This window comes from Odoribacter sp. Z80 (genome assembly GCF_009935865.1).
GTDB lineage: Bacteria > Bacteroidota > Bacteroidia > Bacteroidales > Marinifilaceae > Odoribacter.
Window position 1 is genome coordinate 1 of the sequence record NZ_QWEL01000017.1, and the last position, 23,523, is coordinate 23,523.

21 protein-coding genes, 2 tRNA genes and 1 other RNA gene are annotated in these 23,523 nt (G+C 37.4%); 7 read left to right on the forward strand and 17 right to left on the reverse strand.

The features are described 5' to 3' along the window. Window positions 1-95: 95 nt before the first annotated feature. From D1136_RS09815 to ffs, 3 genes are all read right to left on the reverse strand, one after another. A complete protein-coding gene (locus D1136_RS09815; protein WP_161877465.1) occupies window positions 96-647 on the reverse strand; it encodes an FUSC family protein in 552 nt (183 codons plus the stop codon). 124 nt (window positions 648-771) lie between these two features. Next, a tRNA-Thr gene (locus tag D1136_RS09820) sits at window positions 772-845 on the reverse strand. A gap of 11 nt (window positions 846-856) precedes the next feature. Then, window positions 857-955: signal recognition particle sRNA small type (gene ffs, locus D1136_RS09825), an RNA gene on the reverse strand. A gap of 232 nt (window positions 956-1,187) precedes the next feature. Here ffs and D1136_RS09830 point away from each other — a divergent pair. Continuing rightward, window positions 1,188-1,943 (forward strand): hypothetical protein, encoded by a 756-nt coding sequence (locus D1136_RS09830; RefSeq protein ID WP_237567049.1) that lies wholly within the window; start codon window positions 1,188-1,190, stop codon window positions 1,941-1,943. Between the two features lie 6 nt (window positions 1,944-1,949). After that, window positions 1,950-3,095, forward strand: a complete 1,146-nt coding sequence (locus D1136_RS09835; protein ID WP_161877467.1) for a hybrid sensor histidine kinase/response regulator — start codon at window positions 1,950-1,952, stop codon at window positions 3,093-3,095. Here the strand turns inward: D1136_RS09835 and D1136_RS09840 are convergent. Next, window positions 3,041-3,655 (reverse strand): 3'-5' exonuclease, encoded by a 615-nt coding sequence (locus D1136_RS09840; protein ID WP_161877468.1) that lies wholly within the window; start codon window positions 3,653-3,655, stop codon window positions 3,041-3,043. The genes D1136_RS09835 and D1136_RS09840 overlap by 55 nt on opposite strands. Then, complete coding sequence (locus D1136_RS09845; RefSeq protein ID WP_161877469.1) at window positions 3,652-4,179, reverse strand: DUF5063 domain-containing protein; 528 nt, start codon at window positions 4,177-4,179, stop codon at window positions 3,652-3,654. The genes D1136_RS09840 and D1136_RS09845 overlap by 4 nt, the downstream gene beginning before the upstream one ends. A 253-nt stretch (window positions 4,180-4,432) precedes the next feature. Here D1136_RS09845 and D1136_RS09850 point away from each other — a divergent pair. Beyond that, window positions 4,433-4,520 (forward strand) — tRNA-Ser (locus D1136_RS09850). A gap of 820 nt (window positions 4,521-5,340) precedes the next feature. On the opposite strand, the gene D1136_RS09855 is transcribed toward D1136_RS09850, so the two are convergent. Then, the gene (locus D1136_RS09855; protein WP_161877470.1) at window positions 5,341-6,348 is read right to left on the reverse strand and encodes a nucleotidyl transferase AbiEii/AbiGii toxin family protein; all 1,008 of its coding nucleotides are present in this window, start codon (window positions 6,346-6,348) and stop codon (window positions 5,341-5,343) included. An 8-nt stretch (window positions 6,349-6,356) separates the two neighbouring features. Then, window positions 6,357-7,058: a DUF6088 family protein gene (locus D1136_RS09860; protein WP_161877471.1), complete on the reverse strand. Its 702-nt coding sequence runs from the start codon at window positions 7,056-7,058 to the stop codon at window positions 6,357-6,359. 508 nt (window positions 7,059-7,566) lie between these two features. Between D1136_RS09860 and D1136_RS09865 the strand changes: the two genes are divergently transcribed. After that, window positions 7,567-8,427, forward strand: a complete 861-nt coding sequence (locus tag D1136_RS09865; RefSeq protein ID WP_161877472.1) for a hypothetical protein — start codon at window positions 7,567-7,569, stop codon at window positions 8,425-8,427. A gap of 188 nt (window positions 8,428-8,615) precedes the next feature. Here the strand turns inward: D1136_RS09865 and D1136_RS09870 are convergent, their stop codons facing one another. Then, window positions 8,616-9,677: a hypothetical protein gene (locus D1136_RS09870; protein ID WP_161877473.1), complete on the reverse strand. Its 1,062-nt coding sequence runs from the start codon at window positions 9,675-9,677 to the stop codon at window positions 8,616-8,618. Next, window positions 9,677-10,171: a hypothetical protein gene (locus D1136_RS09875; protein ID WP_161877474.1), complete on the reverse strand. Its 495-nt coding sequence runs from the start codon at window positions 10,169-10,171 to the stop codon at window positions 9,677-9,679. The genes D1136_RS09870 and D1136_RS09875 overlap by 1 nt, the downstream gene beginning before the upstream one ends. A 156-nt stretch (window positions 10,172-10,327) precedes the next feature. Here D1136_RS09875 and D1136_RS09880 point away from each other — a divergent pair, with 156 nt between their 5' ends. The 3 genes from D1136_RS09880 (at window position 10,328) to D1136_RS09890 (ending at window position 11,832) form a co-directional block, all read left to right on the forward strand. Then, window positions 10,328-10,567 (forward strand): helix-turn-helix domain-containing protein, encoded by a 240-nt coding sequence (locus tag D1136_RS09880; protein WP_161877475.1) that lies wholly within the window; start codon window positions 10,328-10,330, stop codon window positions 10,565-10,567. Between the two features lie 487 nt (window positions 10,568-11,054). Then, window positions 11,055-11,648: an ORF6N domain-containing protein gene (locus D1136_RS09885; protein WP_161877476.1), complete on the forward strand. Its 594-nt coding sequence runs from the start codon at window positions 11,055-11,057 to the stop codon at window positions 11,646-11,648. A gap of 4 nt (window positions 11,649-11,652) precedes the next feature. Next, window positions 11,653-11,832 (forward strand): hypothetical protein, encoded by a 180-nt coding sequence (locus D1136_RS09890; RefSeq protein WP_161877477.1) that lies wholly within the window; start codon window positions 11,653-11,655, stop codon window positions 11,830-11,832. Between the two features lie 223 nt (window positions 11,833-12,055). Here D1136_RS09890 and D1136_RS09895 read toward each other — a convergent pair whose 3' ends face one another. From D1136_RS09895 to D1136_RS09935, 8 genes are all read right to left on the reverse strand, one after another. Then, window positions 12,056-12,751, reverse strand: coding sequence for a M48 family metallopeptidase (locus D1136_RS09895; RefSeq protein ID WP_161877478.1), 696 nt, complete (start codon window positions 12,749-12,751; stop codon window positions 12,056-12,058). A 1-nt stretch (window position 12,752) separates the two neighbouring features. Next, the gene (locus D1136_RS09900) at window positions 12,753-15,962 is read right to left on the reverse strand and encodes a type I restriction endonuclease subunit R (RefSeq protein ID WP_161877479.1); all 3,210 of its coding nucleotides are present in this window, start codon (window positions 15,960-15,962) and stop codon (window positions 12,753-12,755) included. 1 nt (window position 15,963) lies between these two features. Continuing rightward, entirely contained in the window at window positions 15,964-17,844 is a 1,881-nt protein-coding gene (locus D1136_RS10855) for a restriction endonuclease subunit S (RefSeq protein ID WP_202623107.1), read from the reverse strand. Beyond that, window positions 17,837-18,451 (reverse strand): hypothetical protein, encoded by a 615-nt coding sequence (locus tag D1136_RS09915; protein ID WP_161877480.1) that lies wholly within the window; start codon window positions 18,449-18,451, stop codon window positions 17,837-17,839. Before D1136_RS09915 ends, D1136_RS10855 begins: the two co-directional genes overlap by 8 nt. After that, a complete protein-coding gene (locus D1136_RS09920) occupies window positions 18,448-18,738 on the reverse strand; it encodes a hypothetical protein (RefSeq protein WP_161877481.1) in 291 nt (96 codons plus the stop codon). Before D1136_RS09920 ends, D1136_RS09915 begins: the two co-directional genes overlap by 4 nt. Window positions 18,739-18,748: 10 nt before the next feature. After that, window positions 18,749-21,202, reverse strand: a complete 2,454-nt coding sequence (locus tag D1136_RS09925; protein WP_161877482.1) for an N-6 DNA methylase — start codon at window positions 21,200-21,202, stop codon at window positions 18,749-18,751. Between the two features lie 311 nt (window positions 21,203-21,513). Further along, entirely contained in the window at window positions 21,514-22,113 is a 600-nt protein-coding gene (locus D1136_RS09930; protein WP_161877483.1) for a hypothetical protein, read from the reverse strand. Window positions 22,114-22,116: 3 nt separating this feature from the next. After that, window positions 22,117-23,451 carry an AAA family ATPase gene (locus D1136_RS09935; protein ID WP_161877484.1) on the reverse strand — a complete coding sequence of 445 codons (1,335 nt, stop codon included), beginning with the start codon at window positions 23,449-23,451 and terminating at the stop codon, window positions 22,117-22,119. Between the last annotated feature and the right edge of the window lie 72 nt (window positions 23,452-23,523).

The window sequence follows — 23,523 nt, forward strand, 5'->3', positions numbered from 1 at the left end:
TTATAGTATCTCTTACAAAGAGATAAATTTCTTCAAAAAAATCTTTTGATTTTCGCATCATAACCGCTACACCAACTTGATACACAATTCCGTTTCTAAATTTTTCTGAGAATCATTTTCCTTTGTTTCCACATCTTCCGGAATTTCTGAAATATAAATTCTACCCACACCATAAAAATACCGGAAGCAGCGCCGACTGCAGCTTCGCTAAAACGTAAAAGCCCGTTTTCCCAGGATGGTACTCCGGGATATTCATGGGAAATAATAAGGACTACAGTTAAAGTAATAGTAGCCATTTTACCGTTATCCGGCACTTTCAAAAGCATACAAATCACTTCTAAAACAAACACAGCTATAATCATGCCTGCAATGGAAAAAGAATAAAACAATAAATACATCCAGGCTATAAATGCTCCGATAAAAGTTCCCAAAACTCTAAGCCAGCCATTGTGAAGGGAGTTTTTCAGATCATTATCCTGCAAAACAACAATGGAAGAAGTACAAGCTAATATAGCTCCGATAGCACTCGATTCCTGATGAAAATGTCCTGTGACATAAGAGCCAAAGAAATAAGACAACAACACCGCCATACATTTTAAAAAAGCAATGTCGGGATGAATACGTCGTATAATATCCAGAATTTTCATACCTGTCAAATTTGCTACCGTATTTCAATACGATACGGTTGCCCCCAGGTTTAGTTATAAGTCATACAGAAGAAAATTGCACAAAAAGGGCTGTATTCGAAAGGATACAGCCCTTTTACACTTGAGCCTCTTGTCGGATTCGAACCAACGACCCCGAGATTACAAATCACGTGCTCTGGCCAGCTGAGCTAAAGAGGCAGATTTCTTAAAACGGGTAAGCTGACTATGTCGCACCGCTACAACCACATACCTTTGCTGCCTTCCGACCCTGGAGGATTCTGCAGGAGCTGGTCGCATAGGACTTACCCGGGCACAAAGGTATAAAAAAAGTAATTACCACCAAAAATATGATATATGTTTTTTTGAAAAATATAAATCAACATACATCGTACACTCAAAATCTGTCAGCAACCTCCCTGTTTCTCCACAATACAAAAGCAAAAAGTTAAATCAGAAACGAAATGCAACCTCAAATAAGATATTTCGATATAAAGAATAGGTTTAACTTCTTTAACCTCTACAAAATTAATATGGGGGCTTATGTTGAAAAACATGGATGATTTTTTTTCTTTTTCATCGGTAGTTTCAGAATTATTATTGCCAATGAATCCATCCTTTTCAGCCTGGAAAGAATTTCCCGGATACATAGAAAAAACTTTAAGGATAATTGGAAAATTGAGCCGGCACAATCGGATTCATATCGTGGATATTCATCCGGACATGACTTATTCTATCGCATATGAATGGTGTGATGATTCAGGGTTGAAAAAAAGAAAAGGGAAACGAGAAAAAGTCTTGTATGATCCGGAGTTGGAAAAACAACTGTGCGAACAAAATTATATGATAATCCAAGAAAACGCCTCATCCCGGAATCCGGATTTACATCATTTCTTACAGGAACAACATTGCCGGCAAATGTTGCTGTTACCTTTGTTTGAAGTGGGTACAAACCTTACATTCATTGCTTTCATGCAGTGTGATGATATACATACCTGGAATATAGAGGAAATCAAACTTTTGGAGAACCTGTCCGCAGTTATTGGAATTCAATTAAACAATTACCGTTTATTAGTTCGTCTGTTAAAACAATTGCAGCAAACCAAAAAAGAACAGGAATCACTGGAAACAATGCAGACCCGATTAAAACAGGTGGAAGCAGCCATTACTTCGGACTGGGAACAACTGAGGGAACATCTCCGGGATTCCGGACAGTTACAACAAATTTCCGCATGGCAAAAAATAGAAAAAGAATTAAAAGAATTAAATAAAATTTGTCAAACCATTACTGTAAAATGATGTAAGATGCCATTGGATAACAGTAAGTTTACTATTTTATTGGTAATATCATCATTAGAACATACGGAAGATCTCATCAACACCCTCTTGAGTGCTGGATTTCATATTTGCAAAACCGAAAATATATCTTCCGCTATTCCTGTGATTGAAAATGAGTTGCCAGATTTGATTTTATCGGATATGGATAAAGCTTTGCCACAGGAAGCTATGGCGTTGTCGGGTTTAAAAAATCGCGGCACAGGCTGTTTCGTTCCCGTCCTGTTTCTTACTTCGCCAACCAATGAGAGCTATATTTCCGGAGATTTCATCCACGACCATGTGGATTTTATTTTAAAGCCTTTCCCCCCGCAGGAGTTAATTATCCGCATCCAACATCAGCTTTTATGGTTGAAAGCAGTGCGTACAATCCGGAGACAAAATAAAAGTTTAAGAGCCACTTTAAAAGCCCGAGACAAACTATATGCGGTCATTGCCCACGACTTACGCTCTCCGATCAGCACGATAAAAATGATTAATTCTTCTTTAAGTTCCGAGAAAGCGCGCATTAAGGACCCGAAAATCCTGAAACTGTTTGAGATGATCAACGATACCACCGAAGAAGCTTTTAATCTGCTGGAGAATCTGTTACAATGGACCCGCAATCAAAATGGCAAAACAAAGGTTTACACCACCTCATTCAATATGACTCCTGTCATTCGGCAAGTATGTTTGTTATTTTCCGCCATTGCCTTAGAGAAAGAGATTGTTTTAACCAATCTTGTCAAAGGCACCCATCAGGTTTGTGCAGATATAGACATGGTTAAAACCATATTGCGCAACCTCATTTCCAACGCCATAAAATTTACTTATCCCGGCGGGCGAGTCGAAGTTGAAATAGCAGATATGCCAGACCATGCACTTATCAGTATCAAAGACACCGGCAAAGGCATTCCACGGTCCATGCACCCCCATTTACTAAATTCCAATACTTATCCGAGTAGTTACGGAACCCGGAATGAAAAAGGAAGTGGACTGGGACTAATCCTAAGCCGAGACTTCGTTCGTATAAACAAAGGAAAACTTTGGTTTCTTTCGCAAGAAGGCGTAGGAACAACCTTCTACTTTACCTTGCCTACCTGCAATGCGGAAGTTTCCAGCAACACCAAACGCTGATACATACACAAGGCACCCCAAGCATCAGTTGCCGCATAACGAACCTGCGCTTCCGTTAATACAAGGGCCTCCCAATTGGTTGTCCGTTGGCGTTTGGATATTCTATAACCGAAAATAATAGCCATCAATTTTGAAAAAGATTTCTCCTCAATACCAAAACGAGAAACATACTCCTGTAAATCAACAAAAGAATGAGGAGAAAAAGCTGCACTTTTATTCAAATTCCGGATATCATCCCGGATGCCAACCCCTATTTTCATCACCCGTGGATCACTAAGCAAACATTGCAACGAAAGACCAAAACCACATTTATTGAGCCGGAAGAGAAAAACTTCTTCCGGAGTAGCCAACTGCAAAAGACTAACGGGATAGCTCTCACCTTTCCGGAAAGAAGGCCGGGTTTCGGTGTCGAACCCCAAATATTCCTGCTGCAACAGAAAACGAACCGCCTCCTCCATCTGTCGGGAGTCTTCTATAACGGTAACAGGCCCATTGAAAACGAAAACAGGTAAAGCAGCTATTTCTTCTTTGGTGATCGTACTTTTAAAATGTTGCATCATTCCTTATCTTTTACCTGATAAACTGCATGATGAATAGCCCGGATAACACCGGCACACGCTTTTCCCCAATAAAGTTCGAAATTATTATTAAGCTGCCACAACGCTTCTCCAATAATTTCCGGAATACCACAACGGAACGAAGAAATAAAATTTTTCAAATCCTGATAAATATCACAGGTTTTCTCAGCAATCGAATGCACCATTGGTACTTCACTGTATTGCATATTATCGTCAAACACTTCCAGATACTCATCATATTCTCCCAGTAAACGATGGAGTTCCCCATAAAGATAATTGTATTGCTCTTCTGTCACAACATCTTCAACAAGCCCCTCTTCTTCCGGCTCCGTTTGAGGTAATAAAGCACCTTTCAAATAGATTAAGGGAATAAATTTTTGTAACCTTTGAATGAAATCCTGAAGCGGAATTTGAGGAGCCGTTTCTATAAAATCACAGAATTCCTTCGCAACAGCCACAAATTCAATGACCTCTTTACTATATCCGACATGTTGAAAATCTTCCATCTTTCTCTTTATTGATTTTGGGACAACCTTTCACCGGATGTCTGTTTGAACTTAAAAGTTACGTAGTACAAAAGTAATAAATTTGTGTAAAAAATAAAGTCCGTGAACAACAACAAAAACCGTCAATCTCCCATTTTATAAAGAAGAAAAGTTTCGTACCTATCCCTTTTTTCAATCCCAATCCGATACCTGAAAAAAACTAATAGAGATGAATGATAAATAAAAATATATTTTTACCTTTGCCACGCAAAAGGGAAAGATGCAGGAGTGGTTGAACTGGCACGCCTGGAAAGCGTGTAAACCTCTAAAGGGTTTCAGGGGTTCGAATCCCCTTCTTTCCGCTAATAGAAGAGTTATAAGATTAACAAGATCTTATGACTCTTTTTCTTTTTCAAAAATTCTGCATCAAAGTAAAAAAGAATTAGCAAACAAACCTATCTGAAAAGCCAATGCCCCTCCATACGCTGTAAAATAAGTAAGAAAGAAGTAAAATCGTTGGACTTTTCTCTGTCCTGCAAAGTCCAACGAATAAGCCCACGGCAATTGCTGGTTTAAGGTCATTTTATTGGAGGACAAGCAGAAAAAGAAAAAATCTCAAAATAGTAAACCAGAAAGGTGAAACAAGAGGACAATGTACGAATTAACAACTAAAATTAGAGCAGACATTTAAGAGACAATAAGTACACAATCAGATATTTAACTTGAAAATCGTTACAATTTTTCACTTGTTCTTTCTGTAACGAAATTGTAACTGTACTTGCTTAAAACGATTCTATTCCTTTCTGCAAAGTCCAACGATTAAGCCCGTGGCAACTGCCGGATTCGGGTACTTTTTGCTTGGGCAAGTGGAAAAAGAAAAAGTCCCAAAGTATTAAACTTCAGGACTTTTCTTGATTTTCGTCTTCATTAAGCGGTGCGGACGGGACTCGAATACACTTCGTAATCCTTTCGTTACCAATATCTTAATCCGTTAAAATTTTTAAAGTCCAACGTTTAATCCTATGTGCAGATTTCGCTGTTTTACTTGGCTTTTTGTAGCAAGTCTAAGAACATGTACAAATATACTTGTTTTTCTTTATAAGAAGCAAATGTTGCAGAGAGAATAAAATCATTTAAATATTTGAAGGCTCAAAAGTATGGCTACCTTATGTTGTGCTACATTTAAATATGTTTATCTTCAGTTCGATACATTTCAAAACGTATTAATATTTCATGCAGTTTTTTCAATGTTTCCACAGCATTTTCGATTGGTGGCATCTTTGTTTTGTCAAAGGTTAGTTTTTTCAAATCGGTAGAATAGGCAGTTGCTGTTTCGGGTAATGCCATGACCTTTTCGGCATCCTTGAATATCGGAGCGTCAGCCAGCGACAAGTGCGAACGCGAATTTCTGCTTAGCCCATCTTCTATCGTTACCTGATACATGGCTTCCAGAAATTCTTCTGAATGTAAGTAATTTTTGTATTCTTTATTATAATAGAGTGCCGATAAGTCATAAACATCACGAATATGTTTTGCCAACAATGCGTTAGCATCGTCATTATATGATAATTTTACCAGTCGTGAAATTTTGTCGCAGATAGTTTTTCGTGGATTGATACATTGTACTTCAAAACTTTCCAATCCGTATGTGGAGATTATTTCTTGCTGACTAATGCTTTCAAGGAATGCGGTTACTATTGGCTTGATTGTCCGAGAGTCCGCCGGGTAGAACATCTGCTTTTTGTCCGGCAAGTCGCAGGACTTTATTTCTACTTCTAAATGTTCTTTCAAACCTACACCTTGAAATACATTGTTATACGAGAAATAGAGCTTACGATAGTTACCGCCCGTTTCCGACAAATCTTCCTTGTAGATGTCGTTATTCTGTTCGATGATAAACTTCGACAGTTTTTTGTTCAAGGTCTTTTCCGCCTGCTTCGATGCCGTTTTATCCCCTGTGAAGACGAACAAATCCAAATCTTCTGAGAACCGTTCAATCAATCCGTAGGCTTTTGACAGAGACGTTCCACCTTTGAAAAAGGTTTTATCTTTATATTCGGACAAGGAAATATCACAGAGTATTTTTGATACCCAATAATCCTTTTCTATGTGCGACTGTTCATAGCCAAAATGTTCCGCAGCCAGTGCAATGATTTCTTTAAACGCTTCTTTGTCCGAATGTAAATTCATATATCTGTTTACACTGTTTTGTAATTCATATTGAACCGGGTTGTGGGAAGTAAAGTCTTTTTCATTTCCCGTTGCAACGCTGCTTGTTTTATATCCCCTAAAATGTCTGCAACGGCTTTACGAACCCGGGGTGGGTAATTCTTTGCCAAAGTTATCACTTTTTTCAGTTCTGCCACAGAATAATGGCTGAAATATTGAGTTTTAACCCGATTATAAATATCCTGTTCTGTTGTTCCAGGAATATGTTTCATGTCTTTTATGGCATCGAGTACCCGCAAAAACGGGATAAGGCTTTCGTTGGTACAATCGCTACAGTAGGCTTTGACACTTTCTACGTCCAAGTTCTTAAAACGGAAATGCCGTACCGGATAGCACGTTGCTATAGTTATAGTGGTTGCTACCTGTTCTGTAAGCCCCATTTTGTTGTAAACATATGCGCCTGTGATATAGCCGTTCAGTTTTTGAGTGAGGTAACGAAATTGCTCATCCTGATAGATAGGCAGTTTCCCCAGCCCTAACGCGGATTTTCGGGGACGATAATAAGCACCTTTCTCAATACGTACCAAAATACCTTTTTTACTTTGTTCGGAGAGCAGTATGGCAACATTGGCGGTTTTATCGTTATCGAACGACAAATCCCGAAATGTAAAAATGCGTCCTGTGGCTATATTTTCAATCTGTTGCAATATGTTTTTTCTGAATGACTCCATATCTTACCTGTTTTATTCTACAAAGATAGAATATTATGTATTTACATGCAAAAACATATCAATAATTTTGCTAAAATGTTGTGTATAATATGGAGGGTTAATTCTCTAATATAACTTTGTTTCCTGTTTTTGAGGTAATTTTTTTTGAGATTTAGCAGTATAGTGATTGTACCAGCTCCGAAAAGTAGGTACCAAGAAAGTTAAGAATAATAATTGCTTTTGTAAAGTTTCATCAATATTGTATAGCTCTTTGGGAAAGAAAATTTAAATGTTCTGGAAAGCTAACAAAGAAATAACCTACGATTTGATAGAATAGGTTGAGATAGTAAGAAATATAGGAAATAATTTTTATAATCTTGATTAATTATATGTCAATATTTATGTTTACATTTATATGGGGCACAAAAAACGTTTTTTTGTAACAAAATAAAAGTTTAAATAAACTATAATGTTTCGGATATAAATACCAAATTTTCGTCTAATTTTGGGGGCACTTCAAGAATTGAATATGAAACATTTGAAATGGTTTGATTGGTTAATTTGGGCTACTCTTTTAATATCTCCCATAGTTGTAAATTTCATATTAGGTGTATCTACAGGAGCACCGGTATATGGCAGTACTGAAGGATGGTTAAATTTTTACGGAAACATGATTGGAACGTTTATTCCTTTGTATATGCTGTATAGAACCAGAATATGGAATAAAGAGGATAATGAAACAAGTCGTCAATTGCAATACGACATTTTAAAATATAACCGTCAAAAAGAATGGTTTCAAAGTCTGAAAAAACAATTGGACGAGAATTATCAGGTTATTGATATGCAGAGTATATCAACAGCTTGTCAAAATATTCAGTTCGGAGCCTATGAAAAAGCATTACAGCTTTTAATGGAATTAAATCGACAAATAGAAATGCAAGGATACAGGTTTGATTTGTATTTCCCGATTGATAATAGAAAAATTCAGGAAGAGGAGTATGCCAGTGTATACACTGATATACTATTCGAATATGGTAATTACGTAAATGACTTAGTGTTAATTTGTAATATTCATACTAATACCTTATCCACTCAGCCTTCAGAAGCCCCAAAGCTCCTTAGAACTTATATTAATTCATGTCATGCAAATTTAGAAAATATTGAACAACAAGCAACCCATATAAAAGTAACAGGCCGAAGTAAGATATTGCCTCAACTTATTGCTTTGCCCGATTCCTCGGACTATCTAAACCGCGTGATGGATATTTGTGAGAAAAGAATGAAAGATTCGACGACAGTACATCTCAGAAAAGAAGAGTTAGTAAAAATAACAAATCAACTTCTCAAATATGAAGAATTTGCAATAGACAAAATTATATCTATTTCGTAAAAAACACGTTGAGAAGTATAACTGTATCCTGTTTTTATATACACAAATCTCCTGCTTTATGCAGTAAATATTATAAAAAGGCAAAGAGCAGATTGTGCCCTTTGCCGGTAGGTTGTATACGTTTGTTTGTAAATAAAGAAGTATATCAGGAGGGAATATCAAAGTATGAATTGAAAATTTTCCCGGTTTTATTGCTGATTATTGAGAAACTCCCCCAATTTCCGGTACACCGCCACAAACTCCCCGAACGTCAATTCCTGGGAATGGGTTTCGTTTACGTCTATATAATACTCTATCTCCGTTTCCCCACCCTCTTCCTGACAAATGCGTTTACTTATCCACGGGACGGTGCGGAACGTGGGCAGCCTGTGGTCTTCTTTAATTGCAAAAACGATGTCGGGCTGTGAGGCTTCGGGATAATCCTCGATGTCCCAATGTATTTTCCTTTCACCATTTTCGCCGTACACCTTTAGAAAAGCGGATACCGCATTGACCATCTTTTCCAACTGTCCGGCAGGCATCCAGTCAAAGTCCGCGTCGATATTATCCAAACTGTAATTGACGTCAAATTCATCCCGGTCGGCATACAAACCGACGTGCTTGCTGATACTGACGTTGTATTCCCCGTAATCTTTAATCTTACACTGAAACGGAGCTTTTTCCCGCTCGATAAAACGTCCCATTACCCGGTAGAGTTCCTCTATCTGAGGATAAATTACACCATAAATCTCTCCCTCTCCGATGGTCAGGCAGTAGCCCATACCTTCGGCAGCCAAACGCTCCTCGTGTTCCTTGTGTTTTCGCTCCCTTTCCTGTTCGTAATCAAACAGCCGCTTTAACTCCTTTTCCTGTGTCCGGAAAAAGGCCTGCATGTTATGGGTGAGCTCGTTCCATTCCGAAAGCAGACACGCTGATACGGTAAAACCGTGCAATGTTTCAAGCAGGCGTTTGCTTTCTTCTTCGCCGGGTTTGCCGTTGGCAAGGTACCAGGCGCAGGCTTTTTGTATGATGCCGCAATTGACAAGCCACGGGCGCTCAAAAGAGATAAAAAGACGGCCTAAACGACGGAAGCTGTCATGAAGCACTTCCAATGGTTTTGGGGCAGTCATATCGGCAGCATGATTTTTCAGGCTTCTTTCCAATTGGCTGAAAAATACGGATTCAGAGGGTGTCAGGTTAAATTCCCGCTCTTTCTTTGGCTCTGGCTGTATAGCCTCTGTTGAAACCGGATGTTTTTCTGTATTTTCCATTATATACCTCCTTCCTGATTTGTGGTTTGTGATTCGGGAGAGACTTCGGGCGAAGCCGCATTGAGCAGGCTTTCGGTTTCCTGTAGCATACGCCGGTAGTATTTGAGGAAGAAGGAAGCTAAACCCCGGTAGCGGTTAAGTGTAAACTGGAAATCAGACCAGCTTGTCCATGCTTCGATGACTTGCTGCCGCTCTTTGCGGGGAATATTATCCCCGGTAAGATAGGAGAAACAGGCTTTTTGCAGGGCAGGTATATCTTCTGCCCACGAACGCTCCAAAAATTCCAGCATTTCGGCAAACCGCTCGGCACGGCGTTTGAAGTTAATTAACCAGGCGTCGTCGGATAGTTCGGGTGTGGTATCCGGATTGAATAGCAACTGATGGTGGAGATAATGTTTTCTTACCTCGTTTTTTTCCTTAATCTGTGCTTGCTCTGTTATTTGGGGAGCATTTGATGTGTCATTAACGGACACGGTGTTTTCTTCTTGGTTCATGTTTTAATAATTAAAATGTTATTTAACTTAGGTTTATTTGGTTTGTTTCTTAATTTCAATGATAAATAATTTAACTTTTATTTTATTTTAGACATTAATGTAATGTCATTATATGTTTAAAAAAAAGCTTTCATTTACAATCATTTGAAAGCTATAATGAACAAGGAAAAAAGTAATATTCAAAAATACGTAAGTCTAAAAGTTAAAGAGTTTAGAGAATCGACAGGACTTACACAAGAACAATTTGCAGAAAAGCTGAATCGTTCAAGAACCTTTATTTCTAATAGAGAAAATCCCAATAGCCGTGAGGCTTTTAGCTTTGAGTTCTTAAATGAGATAGCTAACGAATTTGAAATATCTCCCAAATTTTTTATGCCAGATAAAGGCTTGAAATAAACCATACTGAATTAATTTACAATATAATTATTTTGCGTAATTCTTGAGAGAAGGCAATAAAAAAGTTTCTGCCTTTCCCGTTGACTGACACTCCAAAGAAGCCGAGGGCACATTAATGCACCTACACGGGGGTACAGAAACCTATATCAGAGTAGCAGGCAAAAAAATGCCTGCCACATGATAGAAGCAGGTTGTCTACTTCTTTGGAATTATCAGTCGCAACAAATGTATAAACTGTTCTTATAATATCAAAACATTACTCAAAAAATCTTTTTCCCTTATCAATTAAGCAGGCACAAAACTCCCATCCTTATGCACCAGTCTCTTATGGTGACAGGTACCGAAAAAGTAAAAAACGAGAAATACCAAAATAAATATCCTCCTAAACATATGATGATTGAGCAATTATGTCATTACATACGTGGTATAGTTTCCTGAAAAATTAGCAATTATTCGTATCTTTACCCTTGAATCAGTGGTAAGGTGTATGAATCAACTGGAAATAATACAGAGCAAAATCTATGAAATCCGCGGACAGCACGTAATGTTGGATTTTGACCTGGCAGAATTATACGGTATTGAAACAAAGTATTTGAAACGCTCTGTAAAAAATAATATCCGTCGCTTTCCTCCCGATTTCATGTTTGAACTGACAAAAGAGGAATGGGATTCTTTAAGGTGCAATTTTTGCACCTTAAAGGCTGGGCGTGGTCAGCACCCTAAATATTTGCCTTATGCTTTTACCGAGTCAGGGGTAGCTATGCTGAGTAGTGTACTTCATTCAGAAGTGGCTGTTGAAATAAATATTTCTATCATGCGTGCTTTTGTAGCTGTTCGCCAACTTATAGCCAATCCTCCGGCAGACAAACACACCCTGCTTCAAAAGGAAGTGAGGGAATTGAAAGAATATATCGAAGAAATGTTTGCCGACCAGAACGACATCAACGAAGACACCCGCATACAAATCGAACTCATCAACCAAACCCTTGCCGAGTTGCAGGTCCGCCACAAAGAGCACAAAAAGAAACCCCGTCCCCGAATCGGATTCATCAGATACGACGAAGATTCCACGGAAAAGTAAAAAAGTGCTTGTGCCGTTACCTTCGCCGGGAATGGTCTCACATCGCCGCGGATATGGAGCGGCATTGGAGCAGTGCTCCTGCGGTGTCGACCGGACGAGTACCGCACCAGTACCGCACCAGTACCGGACCAATACCGGAGGAGTACCGGACTATAGTAGCCCATCCATAGCCCATCTCCGGTAAATTTCAGTCAACTACAAGGCTATAATCCTGAAAAAGTTGACTACCCCCAAAGTAAACCTATGTCAGTAAACCATAGCGATACACAGAGACAGGGCATTCTCCTCACGACCTCCATCCCTGTTTTTTCTTCTTCCTCCTTACTTCTTCCAACCACCGCAGCACTGCATAATCAAAAACAGGATTCGGCGGAAGATTTTATAAACCGTTTAGATAAAAAATGAATCTAAACAATAAACTCATTCAACTCGTTTTTTATTGCTCTCCAATCGGGAAAATGGTAATTAAGGCGGGATATGAATTCTTCATTATGTAACCGGATATTAATGTGTAATAATTCATGGACAACAATATACTCGATACAACGCAAAGGTTTTTTTACAAGTTCAAGATTAAACAATATATTCCGGGTCGTATGATTACAACTTCCCCACAGGGTTTTCATCTGCTTTACGTCCCATTTATTGACTTTCACTTTGAGTAATTGTTCCCATTTTGCAATATAATGAAGCAATATTTTTTTTAACTCTCCGCGATACCATTCTTTCAGTATTTCAGCCCGCCGTTCCGTTTTGGTATTTTCCCGGATATACATTACGATAAATTGAGTACCCTGAATTTCTATTTTTGGGGCTGCATCGTGATAGATTATTTTTAACCGATACCGGATTCCCTTGAAATAATGGTTTTCTCCGGACACATATTCTCTTTCCGTCTGTCGCTCCTGCTGGTGAATCTGACGTACACGTTCTTTTATCCATGCCAGTTTGGATATCAAAAAAAGACGTATTGCATCTTCACTCATCTTTTCAGGAGCTGAAACATGTACCCTGGCATCAGGTGGGTATATTGTCAAATGTACATTCTTTATCGCCTTCCATTCAATTTCTGCGGTAATATCTTTTACTGTTATAATCTGCATATCAATATTCTGCCTGAGCTATTATAACATTCATAATTTTTTCAAATTTCTCTTCCGAAAAATCTGGCGGCAAGACCTTCCAAACCGCCTTTCTTACAGCTTTCATTTTTTGGCCTCCGCTACTCGATAAATCCCGGAATCCGTGTTTTGCGCTATTTTTAACAGCCTCATGCACTTTTAATGTCAAATCTTCATTTTTATCGAGGTTATCATACAAAGCCTGTTTCCCTTTGGTATCAATAAACGGAGGGTATTTCCTGGCTCCGCTGCGGACTTCCTTTATTTTGCCAATCAATTGTTCTATCAATTCTTTATACTGCAATTTCCCGTCTTTTTGTTCCTGTAAGAGTTGATTTAACAAATTAGAAATACTGTCAAAATAAGCGGGATTAGTAGGTCGTTCACTGATAATCATCTTGCGCATATTAGCAGCCAGCACTTCAGCTACCGAACGTTCGTTCTTTTTTATTTTTTCAGGAAGTTCATTTATGGCTTCTTCTCCTTTCAAGTCAATTAAATCCAAAAAAGATATATCCTCCAATTCAACTAAAACCTCACTATCTTCGGCCCGCACATAATTATCAATCAATTGCCGCATGGCAGGGTCATAGAGTTTCAAATCAAGCACATCCCCGCTTTTCAGTTTTATTTCATCTTTCAAATCATTATAGAAATCGACTTCACATTTTATTTCCGCGGCTTCTTCTTTTGTATAGCCTGCCTTTTCCATTTCATTGGCAATGTCGATGTAGTGTCGTACTAACGTGTTTACCAATTTATAGAAAGTTTCCCGCTTAGACGCATTTTCTTCGTTTTCCTTTTGTTGTTCTTCAACAGGCGTATTTTCACTGTATACAAAATAAGAGAAAAATGCTTCCTGTTCCCGTGGGGTTACAACTTCACACAAGCTTACAACTGCTTGCAAAGCATCTTCCAGTTCTTTTTTACCTTGCTTTATACGACTATTTAATAACCCTTCTACATCTTCTTTATCATATTGGTCAAATGCCTTGCCCGTAAAGTCTTCTATTGCGTCTTGAATTGCACCAAATAAATCCTGGTAGTCGATGATATAGCCGAAATCTTTTTCTTCCCGATCCACCCGGTTCACCCGGCAAATTGCCTGAAATAAATTGTGGTCTCTCATCTTTTTATCCAGATAGAGATAAGTTGCTGACGGTGCATCGAATCCTGTAAGCAGTTTATCAACTACAATCAACAGCTTCATGTCAGCCGGATAATCCGTAAATTGTTTTTTTGCCCACGTCTCATACTGTTCCGGAGTTTTGTCGCCAATCATCCGTTTGTAGATTTCATATTTTGTCAAATCTTCTGTTTCGCCGACTCCGGTATATTCATCTTTTACCGCAGCCGCCCTGGCTTCATAACTCGTTACAACCGCACAATGTTCTTTTAATTCCGTATTTTGGAATATTTCCCAATAACGACAAGCCTGATAAATACTGTCAGCAACCAGCATGGCATTTCCATATCCGCAGGACAATGCCCTTTTGGTATCCATATCCTGGCAAATATCCGCAACAATCCGCTGCATTCTGTCTTTGCTGCTGAAAAGCTTTTCCATTCTTGCCCAGCGTTGTTTCAGTATGGAGCGGGCCACTCTGCTTAAAGCCGCGGTTTTCGTGTCAAACCACTCGTCTATCTTCTCTTTTTTCCCAAGGTACTGCTCCACATTCCGGGCTTCATAACGTAAATCCAATATGACTCTGTCCGCCACAGCTTCTTTGAACTTATAATTATGTATATACGTCCCGAATATCTCGATAGATTTCTTTTTATCCGTGCGCAACAAGGGAGTACCCGTAAAACCTATCATCATCACCTCATCTCCCATGATGGCCTTCATTGCTTCGTGCAAAAAACCACTTTGAGTACGGTGGCACTCATCGATAAAAACAAAGATATTTCCTTTGGCTTTAAAGTCTGCAGGTAATTTCTCTATTACTTCTTTCAGATAAGTTTCGAGAGATTTTCCGGCTTTTTTATTTCCGACAGTGACCGGACTTTCATCGTTTTTGTTACCGAATTTATGAATTAAAGTACAGATAAGCCAGGGATTGGCATTATCCAGCATTCTAATCAGTTTTGTCCCGTTTTTGGCTCTTTCGATTTTTTCTTCTGCTTCCTTAAATCCGGACTCAATCTGTTTGTCCAATTCGTCACGGTCGGTAACCACTACGACGCGGGCATCATCCACATTTTCATGAATCCAACGAGCCAACCAAATCATAGTAAGGCTTTTTCCTGCTCCCTGTGAATGCCAGACAATACCGCTTTCTTTGTTCCGGATACGCGGCTGTGCCGCCTTTATGGCAAAATATTGATTAGGGCGGGCAGCTTTTTTAATTCCTCCGTCAAAAATAAGGAAATCGTGAATAAACTCAAGAAAACGAACCGGTTCAAAAAGCTGCACCACACTACGCTCCAATTCATTCGGATATTGTTCCGGGGTGATATTTGAAAGGGTATAGGCTTTCCCTTCGACTTCCCCGCATGGCTCTTTCCAGCGTAGCCAAAATTTTTCCGAAGTTTCAATCACCCCATAATGCAATCCTTCCGTATCATTCCCGGCACAAACAAGCTGAATGGTCGTAAAAAATTGAGGGATATAATCATGCTGTTGATTCCGTATGTTTTGCCTGATTCCTTCGTGTACAGAAACCTTGCTTCGTTTCAGTTCGATAACAGCCAATGCTATCCCGTTCACATAAACAACAATATCCGGGCGACATTCACTATTGCCATATATAGTCACCTCTTCGGCCACATAAAAATCATTACTTAAGGGATTCGCCCAATCTATCAGGTGGACGTATTTTTTATTTTCGGAAACATCGGAACTGACATTTACGCCATAACGTAACAAGCGGTAGACCTCTTTATTCGCATGATACAGACCTATACCGATATTTCCTGCTGTTTGTTTCAGTTTATATAATGCACTGTTTATCTCTATGGAAGAATATCCTTTTCGGGATAGAAATTCTTTTAAACGCGATTCCTCGATATTACTATTGCACTTCCGGTCTTTCCAATTGCCCATATAGGTATACGGAAGTTCTCCTTTTAGCCGATAAGCTGTCCCGGAGGTATGCACCATATCACCGTATACAGGCCTATATGCATTCTTATCAAACAAACGAATAATTCTCTGCTGTGTTACAATTTCTTTTGCTCCGATGTTTGTCATCCTATTCTTTTTTGTCTATATATTTCCCCCATCCCGTAGGCACAATACTTTCTTTACGCATATATTTTAATCCATTAAAAACCAATTCCCGGTTAAAATCCAATTTATGTTTACTCCATGCATAAAAATCTTCTAATAAGAGAGTATCGGTAATGGGTTCATTCTTAATAATCCGATTATTCCAAACAGCGTATAAAGTTGAAATAATCTCTGCTCTGCCTAAATCCATAGACTTGATTTTAGCAAGCAACGCGTTAATTTTATCTTGAATGTCAGAGGGATAGTTTTCAAAAGCAATTTCCACCTCTTCTATCCATCCTTCGTTGGGACGGTAATCGTAACGCCATCTCCCTTGGCTGTCTTTTTGTTTAACAATTCTGACGTGTCGGTACTGTCTGAATTTAGCATCAATGTAATTCATCAGAATCTGGTCATCAGGCCCTGCCGTATTTTGGATGTAATCATTCCCGAAATCGAGCTGGCAACAATAACCAATCAGATGTATTGATTTTTGCAATTTAGTACGTCCCCAACCTTTTGAACCGTATAACGAGTTTACAATGTGACCAGCTATAATATGAGCAGCAACAGGTATTCTACGGACTTTTGCAAGTGATTTCGTTTGTGGCTTTACTAACCGAATTTGTCCCGTTAGTAATTTTTGCATCATCCCTTTCTTGATAAGTCTGTATTTATCCCGCCTTGCCTCTAAGTTTGCTATTTCCTTATCTATATCGGAAAGGATGGTTGCGATAGCGGTTTGTTCATTAAGTGCAGGTATACAGATAGGTATTTCACTCAAACTTTTTAAAATGATTGTAGCAAAAGTTCCTTTAGTTTGTCTGTTTCTAACTTCATTTTGAAATTCTTTATGTGATAAAAAATAATATAAAAATTCTACATTTACCTTAGAATCAGGTATTATACCTAATATACCTTGCTTCGTAGACACTGGAATTTTATTTATGGACACATTACCAATAGTAGCCCCATTTGTAAAAATTATGCTATTTTCAGGAATTAACCAAGCAGAACTATTTGATAATCCAGCTTTTGTAATATATGATTTTACAGATGTTATATATTTTCTTATAGTATCTTCTACTTTAACAAATGGAATATTCCCATTTTTATAGAACAAGTCATTATTTGTTTCTGGGGTTCCACCTTCAGAAGCATACTTATAGACTTCAGCAAATTCTATTTCTTTCCATACTTCTGTAAACTCCCGAAGGCGCTTCTTTCCAGTAAGTAATTGCTGCATTGCGCCTTGTTTTATAAGGCGTTTTTTCTCTATCTTTTTATCCAATGCAACAATCAATTTATCTACATCATTCAATGCTTGAGCTATTGCCTTTTGTTCTTGAAGCGTTGGCGGACAATAAATAGGTAGTTTCTTAACAATATCTGCCGTATAGCTTTGTTGTTTTGTTCCTTGACAATATTTAAAAGCCAAATATTGCCCCCACATTCGATAAAACCAGAAAAGGTATTCCACACACATCTTTTCTGTCCCATTTATTGCCAGGCAGGACTGATTTGTTGCCGATGAAGCCCCCACAATAGCACAACGCCCACGAGTTCCTTCTGCCTCAAGCCCTGTTATTGCCATTAAAAATGTTCCGGCGGGATATACGCGTAAATTAGTATTTTTAACTGCTTGGGATGAAATGTGTTCTATCGTTTCTGTTATAAGATTATAGTCCAGCTCTCCACTTGAAATCCAACGGATATTTCCTTTATAATATTCAGAGATACCGCGATAAGGAGTTGCTCCACTCGAAAATGTCGTTAAAACATCTTTGAAGGTGCACAATAGCCAGTCACCTGGAATTAATCCAAATTCACACTGCTGATTCTGAAACAATATCTCTTTAATCACAGTCATAGCTATTTTTGTCGCCTAAAACAATTTTTTCCCTAAAGCTATCGTATGTCGAAGTATAATTAAGTCTCACTGCATAAAAATTCTGTGAACTTCGGATTTTTTTATCTGCCATCATAATTCTTTCGTGATAATCTTTGTATACTTTCCGTCCTTTCGGAATCTTCTCTTCACATATTGCTAAAGTATCAAGAATGTACTCTAAATTATTTGCATGGCAATACACTCCATACGATAATGCTTCCAGAGCATACATAAAAGCCTCAGAATAACCTCTTGCATCGAGCCGTATCTCTGCAACTGTAAGAAGATTTTCGCACTTGATGTTATTGGAAAATTCCACAAAGTCCTCCTGCTGTTTGCTAAGATTCATTTTTATGATTTCGATTTCTTTCAATTTAGCTTTTATTTCAAGGGCATTTACAATTTGCCAACCGATAGCAAACGTAACAAGTATACCCAGTAATGCAACCATCACTCCTATAAAATTATCCAGTGATACGATTGATAACTTGAGCGTATTGCAAATCCATAGTACCCAGACAGAAACCGTCCCGACAAGTGCAATAAGCGATAACAGAATACTCAAACTTTGCTTTTTCATTGGACTTCTGGTTCAATTAATCTATGGTTATTTTTTAGAATTTCTTTTGCAATATGATTTAGTGTGTTCTTGGTCAGGGATAAATTCAACAGTGCAGTCTCTTTTTGTACAGGAGTCATCGTATCATCATTTTTAATGTCTTCTTCATGTGCTTTTTTAATTTTATCAAAAAGCCTGTCAATTTCCACATCCAAAAGTTGCTCTTCACGGCTATATTTCATCCATATATCTGAAAGAACGGGAATCACTTCCAGCCATGCTTTATTTGTTAAGTTTTTGTTTGCCATGCCTTTATAATTATCTATTTATATCAAACCCCATCTCCAAAAGATGTTCCTTTACTTTATTTTCCAATAAATATAACTCCTCATCGATTTCAGAAAGCGTTTGTGCATATCGGTTATTCAGTGCAGAAATTTGATTCTGTAAATTTTGACTTACACGTTGCATTTCCTCGTCCAAACGTAAAGAAAGCGTTGCGTACCATTTCTTTTCAATGACCAGCCGTTTAATTTCCTCTTCGGAAAGATTTTTATACTTATCAATAAGTTTAATCAGGAGTTCATATTTTGTTGCTTTGATAACCCGCTTTATATCTGCAATATCTTCTTTACGTTTTAGATATAACCATAGAATCGAAAGTTCTTCCGCATCTTTTTCGGAATCAAGCGTCTTCATCCGCTTTTTCACGCTATTATCGCTCAACTTTCCATCAGAAAAATTATCTTCATCTAGATATCCGTCTGTTCCGTATTCTTCCAGGAGTTCAGCCAATTTGTTCTCAGTATCAGCTAATTTTTCTTCTTCGGACAGAAGTAACTGTTTTAATTCCGGGAAATAGACATCTATTACAATATTTACCGGCAATAAATCACACACAACATCCTCCGGTGCCGCAGCTTTCTTTTCTTTTTCGGATTTTCCTTTTTTTGCGGCAGGTTGTGGTGTGTATAATTCCGCTTTCCAACCGTCACCAGCAATCAGATAACAATCATCCTGCATGGTTTCCGCCCAGTAATTCAGTAATTGGTCATACACATCATAAGCATCCACAAGTGATTTGTCTTTCTGGAATATTTGTAATAAAGAATCACTGAGTTTGTCAATGAGAGATTTGGGATTTATTCCGACAGACAGATGGTAAAGAAATTCTTTATGCTCGCTGTACCATAAATACAAACTATTTTTAAACCATGCAGCTTGTTTGCAGAAATCGGCATTCCCTTGTATCGTTTCACCAATAGCATGATGAGAACAATTTAATGAAAAATAACCAGGGCGTACCTCAAGCGGAGAAAAAAGGGCAGAACGAAGGGAAGGACAAACATCCCAATAAGCCTGCAACTGATTAATATCATGGCCGGGTAATCCCCCTCGGAGATGGGCTTCTATATCCTGTAACGTTTCAGAATCTGCAGCTTCGATATAACGGGGAATGTTCAGATTGTAGCCGTTCCTTTCTATCTCTTCCAATGGCACAAAACGGGCATAATGTGGAATGTCTTTCTGTGCGTTCCAAGTATCGACAATTAACCGTATATCCTGTTCACGTAATCTGTTTTTTGCTCCGTCTTTGATGTAGCCATTTTTTGCATCTATCATAAAAATACCCTTCCGGGTTGCGGCATTCTCTTTATCAAGAATAATAATACACGCCGGAATCCCGGTCCCGAAGAAAAGATTGGGCGGCAGTCCGATTATCCCCTTGATACACCGTTTCTCTGTCAGAAGATGTTTTCGTATCTGAGCTTCCGCATTTCCCCGGAACAATACTCCATGCGGCAAAATACAAGCTCCATGCCCCTTGCGGTTCATCGAACGGATAATATGTAGCAAGAAAGCATAATCACCGTTCTTTTCCGGAGGAATGCCAATTGTGCTATTCCAACGTCCATACTCATCCTCTTCTTCCGCACTTTTCAGCCAGGATTTTGTAGAAAAGGGTGGATTAGCAACCACGAAATCAAAAGTCTGGAGTGTGTTGCGTTCACTTGCAGATTTATGCTGAGGATTGTTTATGGTATCTCCTTGCTTAATATCGGCGTCTGTGACTCCATGCAGAATCATATTCATTTTTGCCAAACCAGCAGTGGCAATATCTTTTTCTTGTCCGTAAAGAGTCGCCCCCTTGGGTGTTTCTGCCATAGCCCTCAATAACAGCGAACCCGAACCGCAGGTCGGATCATAAATAGTAGTCGTTATGAGGGAAGCTCTGTCTAATCCCAATACTTTAGCTATGACGCGACTAACTTCTGCCGGAGTATAAAACTGACCTTTGCTTTTTCCACTTTCCGTGGCAAAGTTTTTCATTAAATACTCATAGGCATCTCCCATTAAATCATCATCTGAAACTCTGTTTTTTCCGAAATCAAGGCCGGAAAACTGGAATAAACCGATAAGGTTACTTAGTGTTTCCACCAAGTCTTTTCCTTTTCCTAACTTCTGCTCATCACAAAAATCTGCCACATTAATCACGCCATCCAAACCGTTCTTTCCCGCAATAGCAGCTAATTTCTTATTAACCTCTTCACCAATGTTGCTCTTGCCCTTTAATTCAATAAAATTGTCAAAGAAGCACCCGGGAGGAATATCAAGAATATAATCCGGATCATTTTTCGACTTGTCACTGATATATTTAACGAAAAGAATGACCAATACATAATCCTTATACTGGCTTGCATCCATCCCGCCGCGTAATTCATCGCAACTTTTCCAAAGGGTACTATATAATTCCGATTTTTTAATAGCCATACTATTTGTTCTTGCTGTTATTTTTTACAATCAACATATATTGTCACACCTTATATTCTTTCAAAGAATTAATAGTCACTTATTTCTTCTACGGTTTATTGCACAAAATATTCTTTCTGATATCCGCTTAAAGGATATAAGACAAAGGTACTGATTTAATAAAAACAAAATAAAAAAGTGGAATTTAATTTAGTTTAGTTGTTAAGGGGAAAGTATTTCCTTCGTTTTTTGAGAAAAATGAAATCAAGAAATGAAAATTAAAAAAGACGAAAGAGTAATAAAATCTACAAAATTTTATCACTTTTTGGTTTTTAGAGAAATTCATATTCACATATAGTCTGTATTTTTAATTGTGTTTCTTGTCTAAATTTCTCTTTCTCATTATTTCTTTGGACATTTCGTCTATGATGTACATTCGGGTTGTATTTCATACAAATAATAGGAATTATATTATCATCCGAATAGAATTTGTGTAATTCATTTCCTTTTTGTAAAAAAGATGCTTTTAGATAAATAAAAAAGTCTTTTATTTGTTTCATTGCATGGCTATAATTCTTCCATAGCGTTTTATCTCTTGTCAAGGGTTCAACATCCATCTTAAATTCAACTAAAAGCAATTTATTATCATCAAAAATCATGCAATCACATCGACCTCTCGTAATGCCATCCCCTACATAATCCTCTAAGCCATATTTTATTATACCGCCATCAATACAAATATGAATTATTTCATTGTTTCTTTTATTTATTATTATTAATGATTTATCCTTATTCGTATCAGATGCTGTAAAAAAAGTACGTTTAGAAGATTTACAGTCATAGGCATACAAAGATGAATCAAAAAGACGTTCTATCGTATAAGGATTAGACGTATAAATTGTTTGTATTTTCGAACAAAAGTTGTTTCTCATATTTTAGATTATGGAGTATAGAAAATCAAATTCGTTATTAAGATTTTCTGTTTCTTCATCAATAAAATTATCCCCAATGAGTTGTGTTGCATCATCAAGAATAGATTTACAATATATCTCAGAACTAACTTCTAATGCATATGCTTGAAATTTCTCTGGATCAATATTCATACACTCTTTAGCAGCGGTTTTTAATTTTTCTGTTGAAAAGAAATTCTCAATTTCGTTTTTCTTACTTGGCTGGGTTTTAACAACTTTCGTATAATACAGCATATTGTTAAATGTCGCTTGCACATATGGACTATGCGTTGTAATAATAAGTTGGCTATTGGTTTTGTTGGCAACCAAAATCAACAATTCTATCAACATTTTTTGTGCCTTAGGGAAAAGATGTGTTTCTGGTTCTTCTATAATACGTGATGCTTTTTGTTTTTCATTCAATATATATATGGCATCTTGAATTATACGTATAACTTCTTGTTGTCCAGAAGAAGAAATACTCAATGGAACGAACTCCTTTTCGTTATAGAAAATTTTCTCTTTACCATTCTCATTTTTATAATCTCCATGTAGAATTTGCGATATAATGCTTGACACTAGTTGTCTAAAGGGAGTGTTTTCTATATCTTCTCTCACTCCATTAAAATAATCTGCCAGAAACTTAGAATAGCTAACAAACTCTTTAATCAAATTTATATCTATAGTATTTGTTTCTTTATTGTTATATAATGCAGATTTAAGTTCACCAAAAAATAACAGTTGAAATTGTTCAGGATATGAAACTGTAATGTTCCTCCCTGCAGGAAAAAACAAAGTCTCTTTCTCATCGAAGAATATTTTATTTATTTCTTCGGTTATTTTCTTTATTAAGGCATTTTTCACTTTTTCTTGTAAAACAAAATTTACTTTATTATTATTGTTAGAATACCCTATTTGCTTTTGTAACAGAATAGTTCTCTTACTTATGAAATCCCAAAACTCATTATCAAATTTTATTTGCAGTGATTTCTCCTTAAATAAAGTCAATTTGTACCCTTTTTCGCTTGAAAAAAGATATTGGATATAAAAATCATCATTCAATCTTGATGTATATCCGAAATATATTGCAAATTTATTTTGGATATTATTTATTAGTTTTTTCTGTAATTCTCCTAAAGGGCATTTATTAGCTTCGTATAACAAATTAAAATAATCCTGTTTTAGAGACTTAAAAAAATAAATTAATTTAGCAATTGTACTTTTTCCGCTTGCTTGTTCTCCTATCAGAAAAAGAAAATCTTTAATTTCTATTTCTGCATAACTTATTTGTCTGAAATTTCTTATTATAATTTTTTGCATATACCAATATTTATAATACAAGTACAAAGATATGCACACTTAGATAAAACACATTCATTTTTTGAGAAAAAT

Excerpts from the sequence above, each read along its gene's own strand:
- D1136_RS09925 (WP_161877482.1), bottom strand. The coding sequence starts at position 21,202 with ATGGCTATTAAAAAATCGGAATTATATAGTACCCTTTGGAAAAGTTGC.
- D1136_RS09900 (WP_161877479.1), bottom strand. The coding sequence starts at position 15,962 with ATGACAAACATCGGAGCAAAAGAAATTGTAACACAGCAGAGAATTATT.
- D1136_RS09815 (WP_161877465.1), bottom strand. The coding sequence starts at position 647 with ATGAAAATTCTGGATATTATACGACGTATTCATCCCGACATTGCTTTT.
- D1136_RS09845 (WP_161877469.1), bottom strand. The coding sequence starts at position 4,179 with ATGGAAGATTTTCAACATGTCGGATATAGTAAAGAGGTCATTGAATTT.
- D1136_RS09920 (WP_161877481.1), bottom strand. The coding sequence starts at position 18,738 with ATGGCAAACAAAAACTTAACAAATAAAGCATGGCTGGAAGTGATTCCC.
- D1136_RS09835 (WP_161877467.1), top strand. The coding sequence starts at position 1,950 with ATGCCATTGGATAACAGTAAGTTTACTATTTTATTGGTAATATCATCA.
- D1136_RS09830 (WP_237567049.1), top strand. The coding sequence starts at position 1,188 with ATGTTGAAAAACATGGATGATTTTTTTTCTTTTTCATCGGTAGTTTCA.
- D1136_RS09880 (WP_161877475.1), top strand. The coding sequence starts at position 10,328 with ATGAACAAGGAAAAAAGTAATATTCAAAAATACGTAAGTCTAAAAGTT.
- D1136_RS09870 (WP_161877473.1), bottom strand. The coding sequence starts at position 9,677 with ATGGAAAATACAGAAAAACATCCGGTTTCAACAGAGGCTATACAGCCA.
- D1136_RS09895 (WP_161877478.1), bottom strand. The coding sequence starts at position 12,751 with ATGCAGATTATAACAGTAAAAGATATTACCGCAGAAATTGAATGGAAG.
- D1136_RS09930 (WP_161877483.1), bottom strand. The coding sequence starts at position 22,113 with ATGAGAAACAACTTTTGTTCGAAAATACAAACAATTTATACGTCTAAT.
- D1136_RS09860 (WP_161877471.1), bottom strand. The coding sequence starts at position 7,058 with ATGGAGTCATTCAGAAAAAACATATTGCAACAGATTGAAAATATAGCC.
- D1136_RS09875 (WP_161877474.1), bottom strand. The coding sequence starts at position 10,171 with ATGAACCAAGAAGAAAACACCGTGTCCGTTAATGACACATCAAATGCT.
- D1136_RS09865 (WP_161877472.1), top strand. The coding sequence starts at position 7,567 with ATGAAACATTTGAAATGGTTTGATTGGTTAATTTGGGCTACTCTTTTA.
- D1136_RS09855 (WP_161877470.1), bottom strand. The coding sequence starts at position 6,348 with ATGAATTTACATTCGGACAAAGAAGCGTTTAAAGAAATCATTGCACTG.
- D1136_RS09935 (WP_161877484.1), bottom strand. The coding sequence starts at position 23,451 with ATGCAAAAAATTATAATAAGAAATTTCAGACAAATAAGTTATGCAGAA.
- D1136_RS09915 (WP_161877480.1), bottom strand. The coding sequence starts at position 18,451 with ATGAAAAAGCAAAGTTTGAGTATTCTGTTATCGCTTATTGCACTTGTC.
- D1136_RS09885 (WP_161877476.1), top strand. The coding sequence starts at position 11,055 with ATGAATCAACTGGAAATAATACAGAGCAAAATCTATGAAATCCGCGGA.
- D1136_RS09840 (WP_161877468.1), bottom strand. The coding sequence starts at position 3,655 with ATGATGCAACATTTTAAAAGTACGATCACCAAAGAAGAAATAGCTGCT.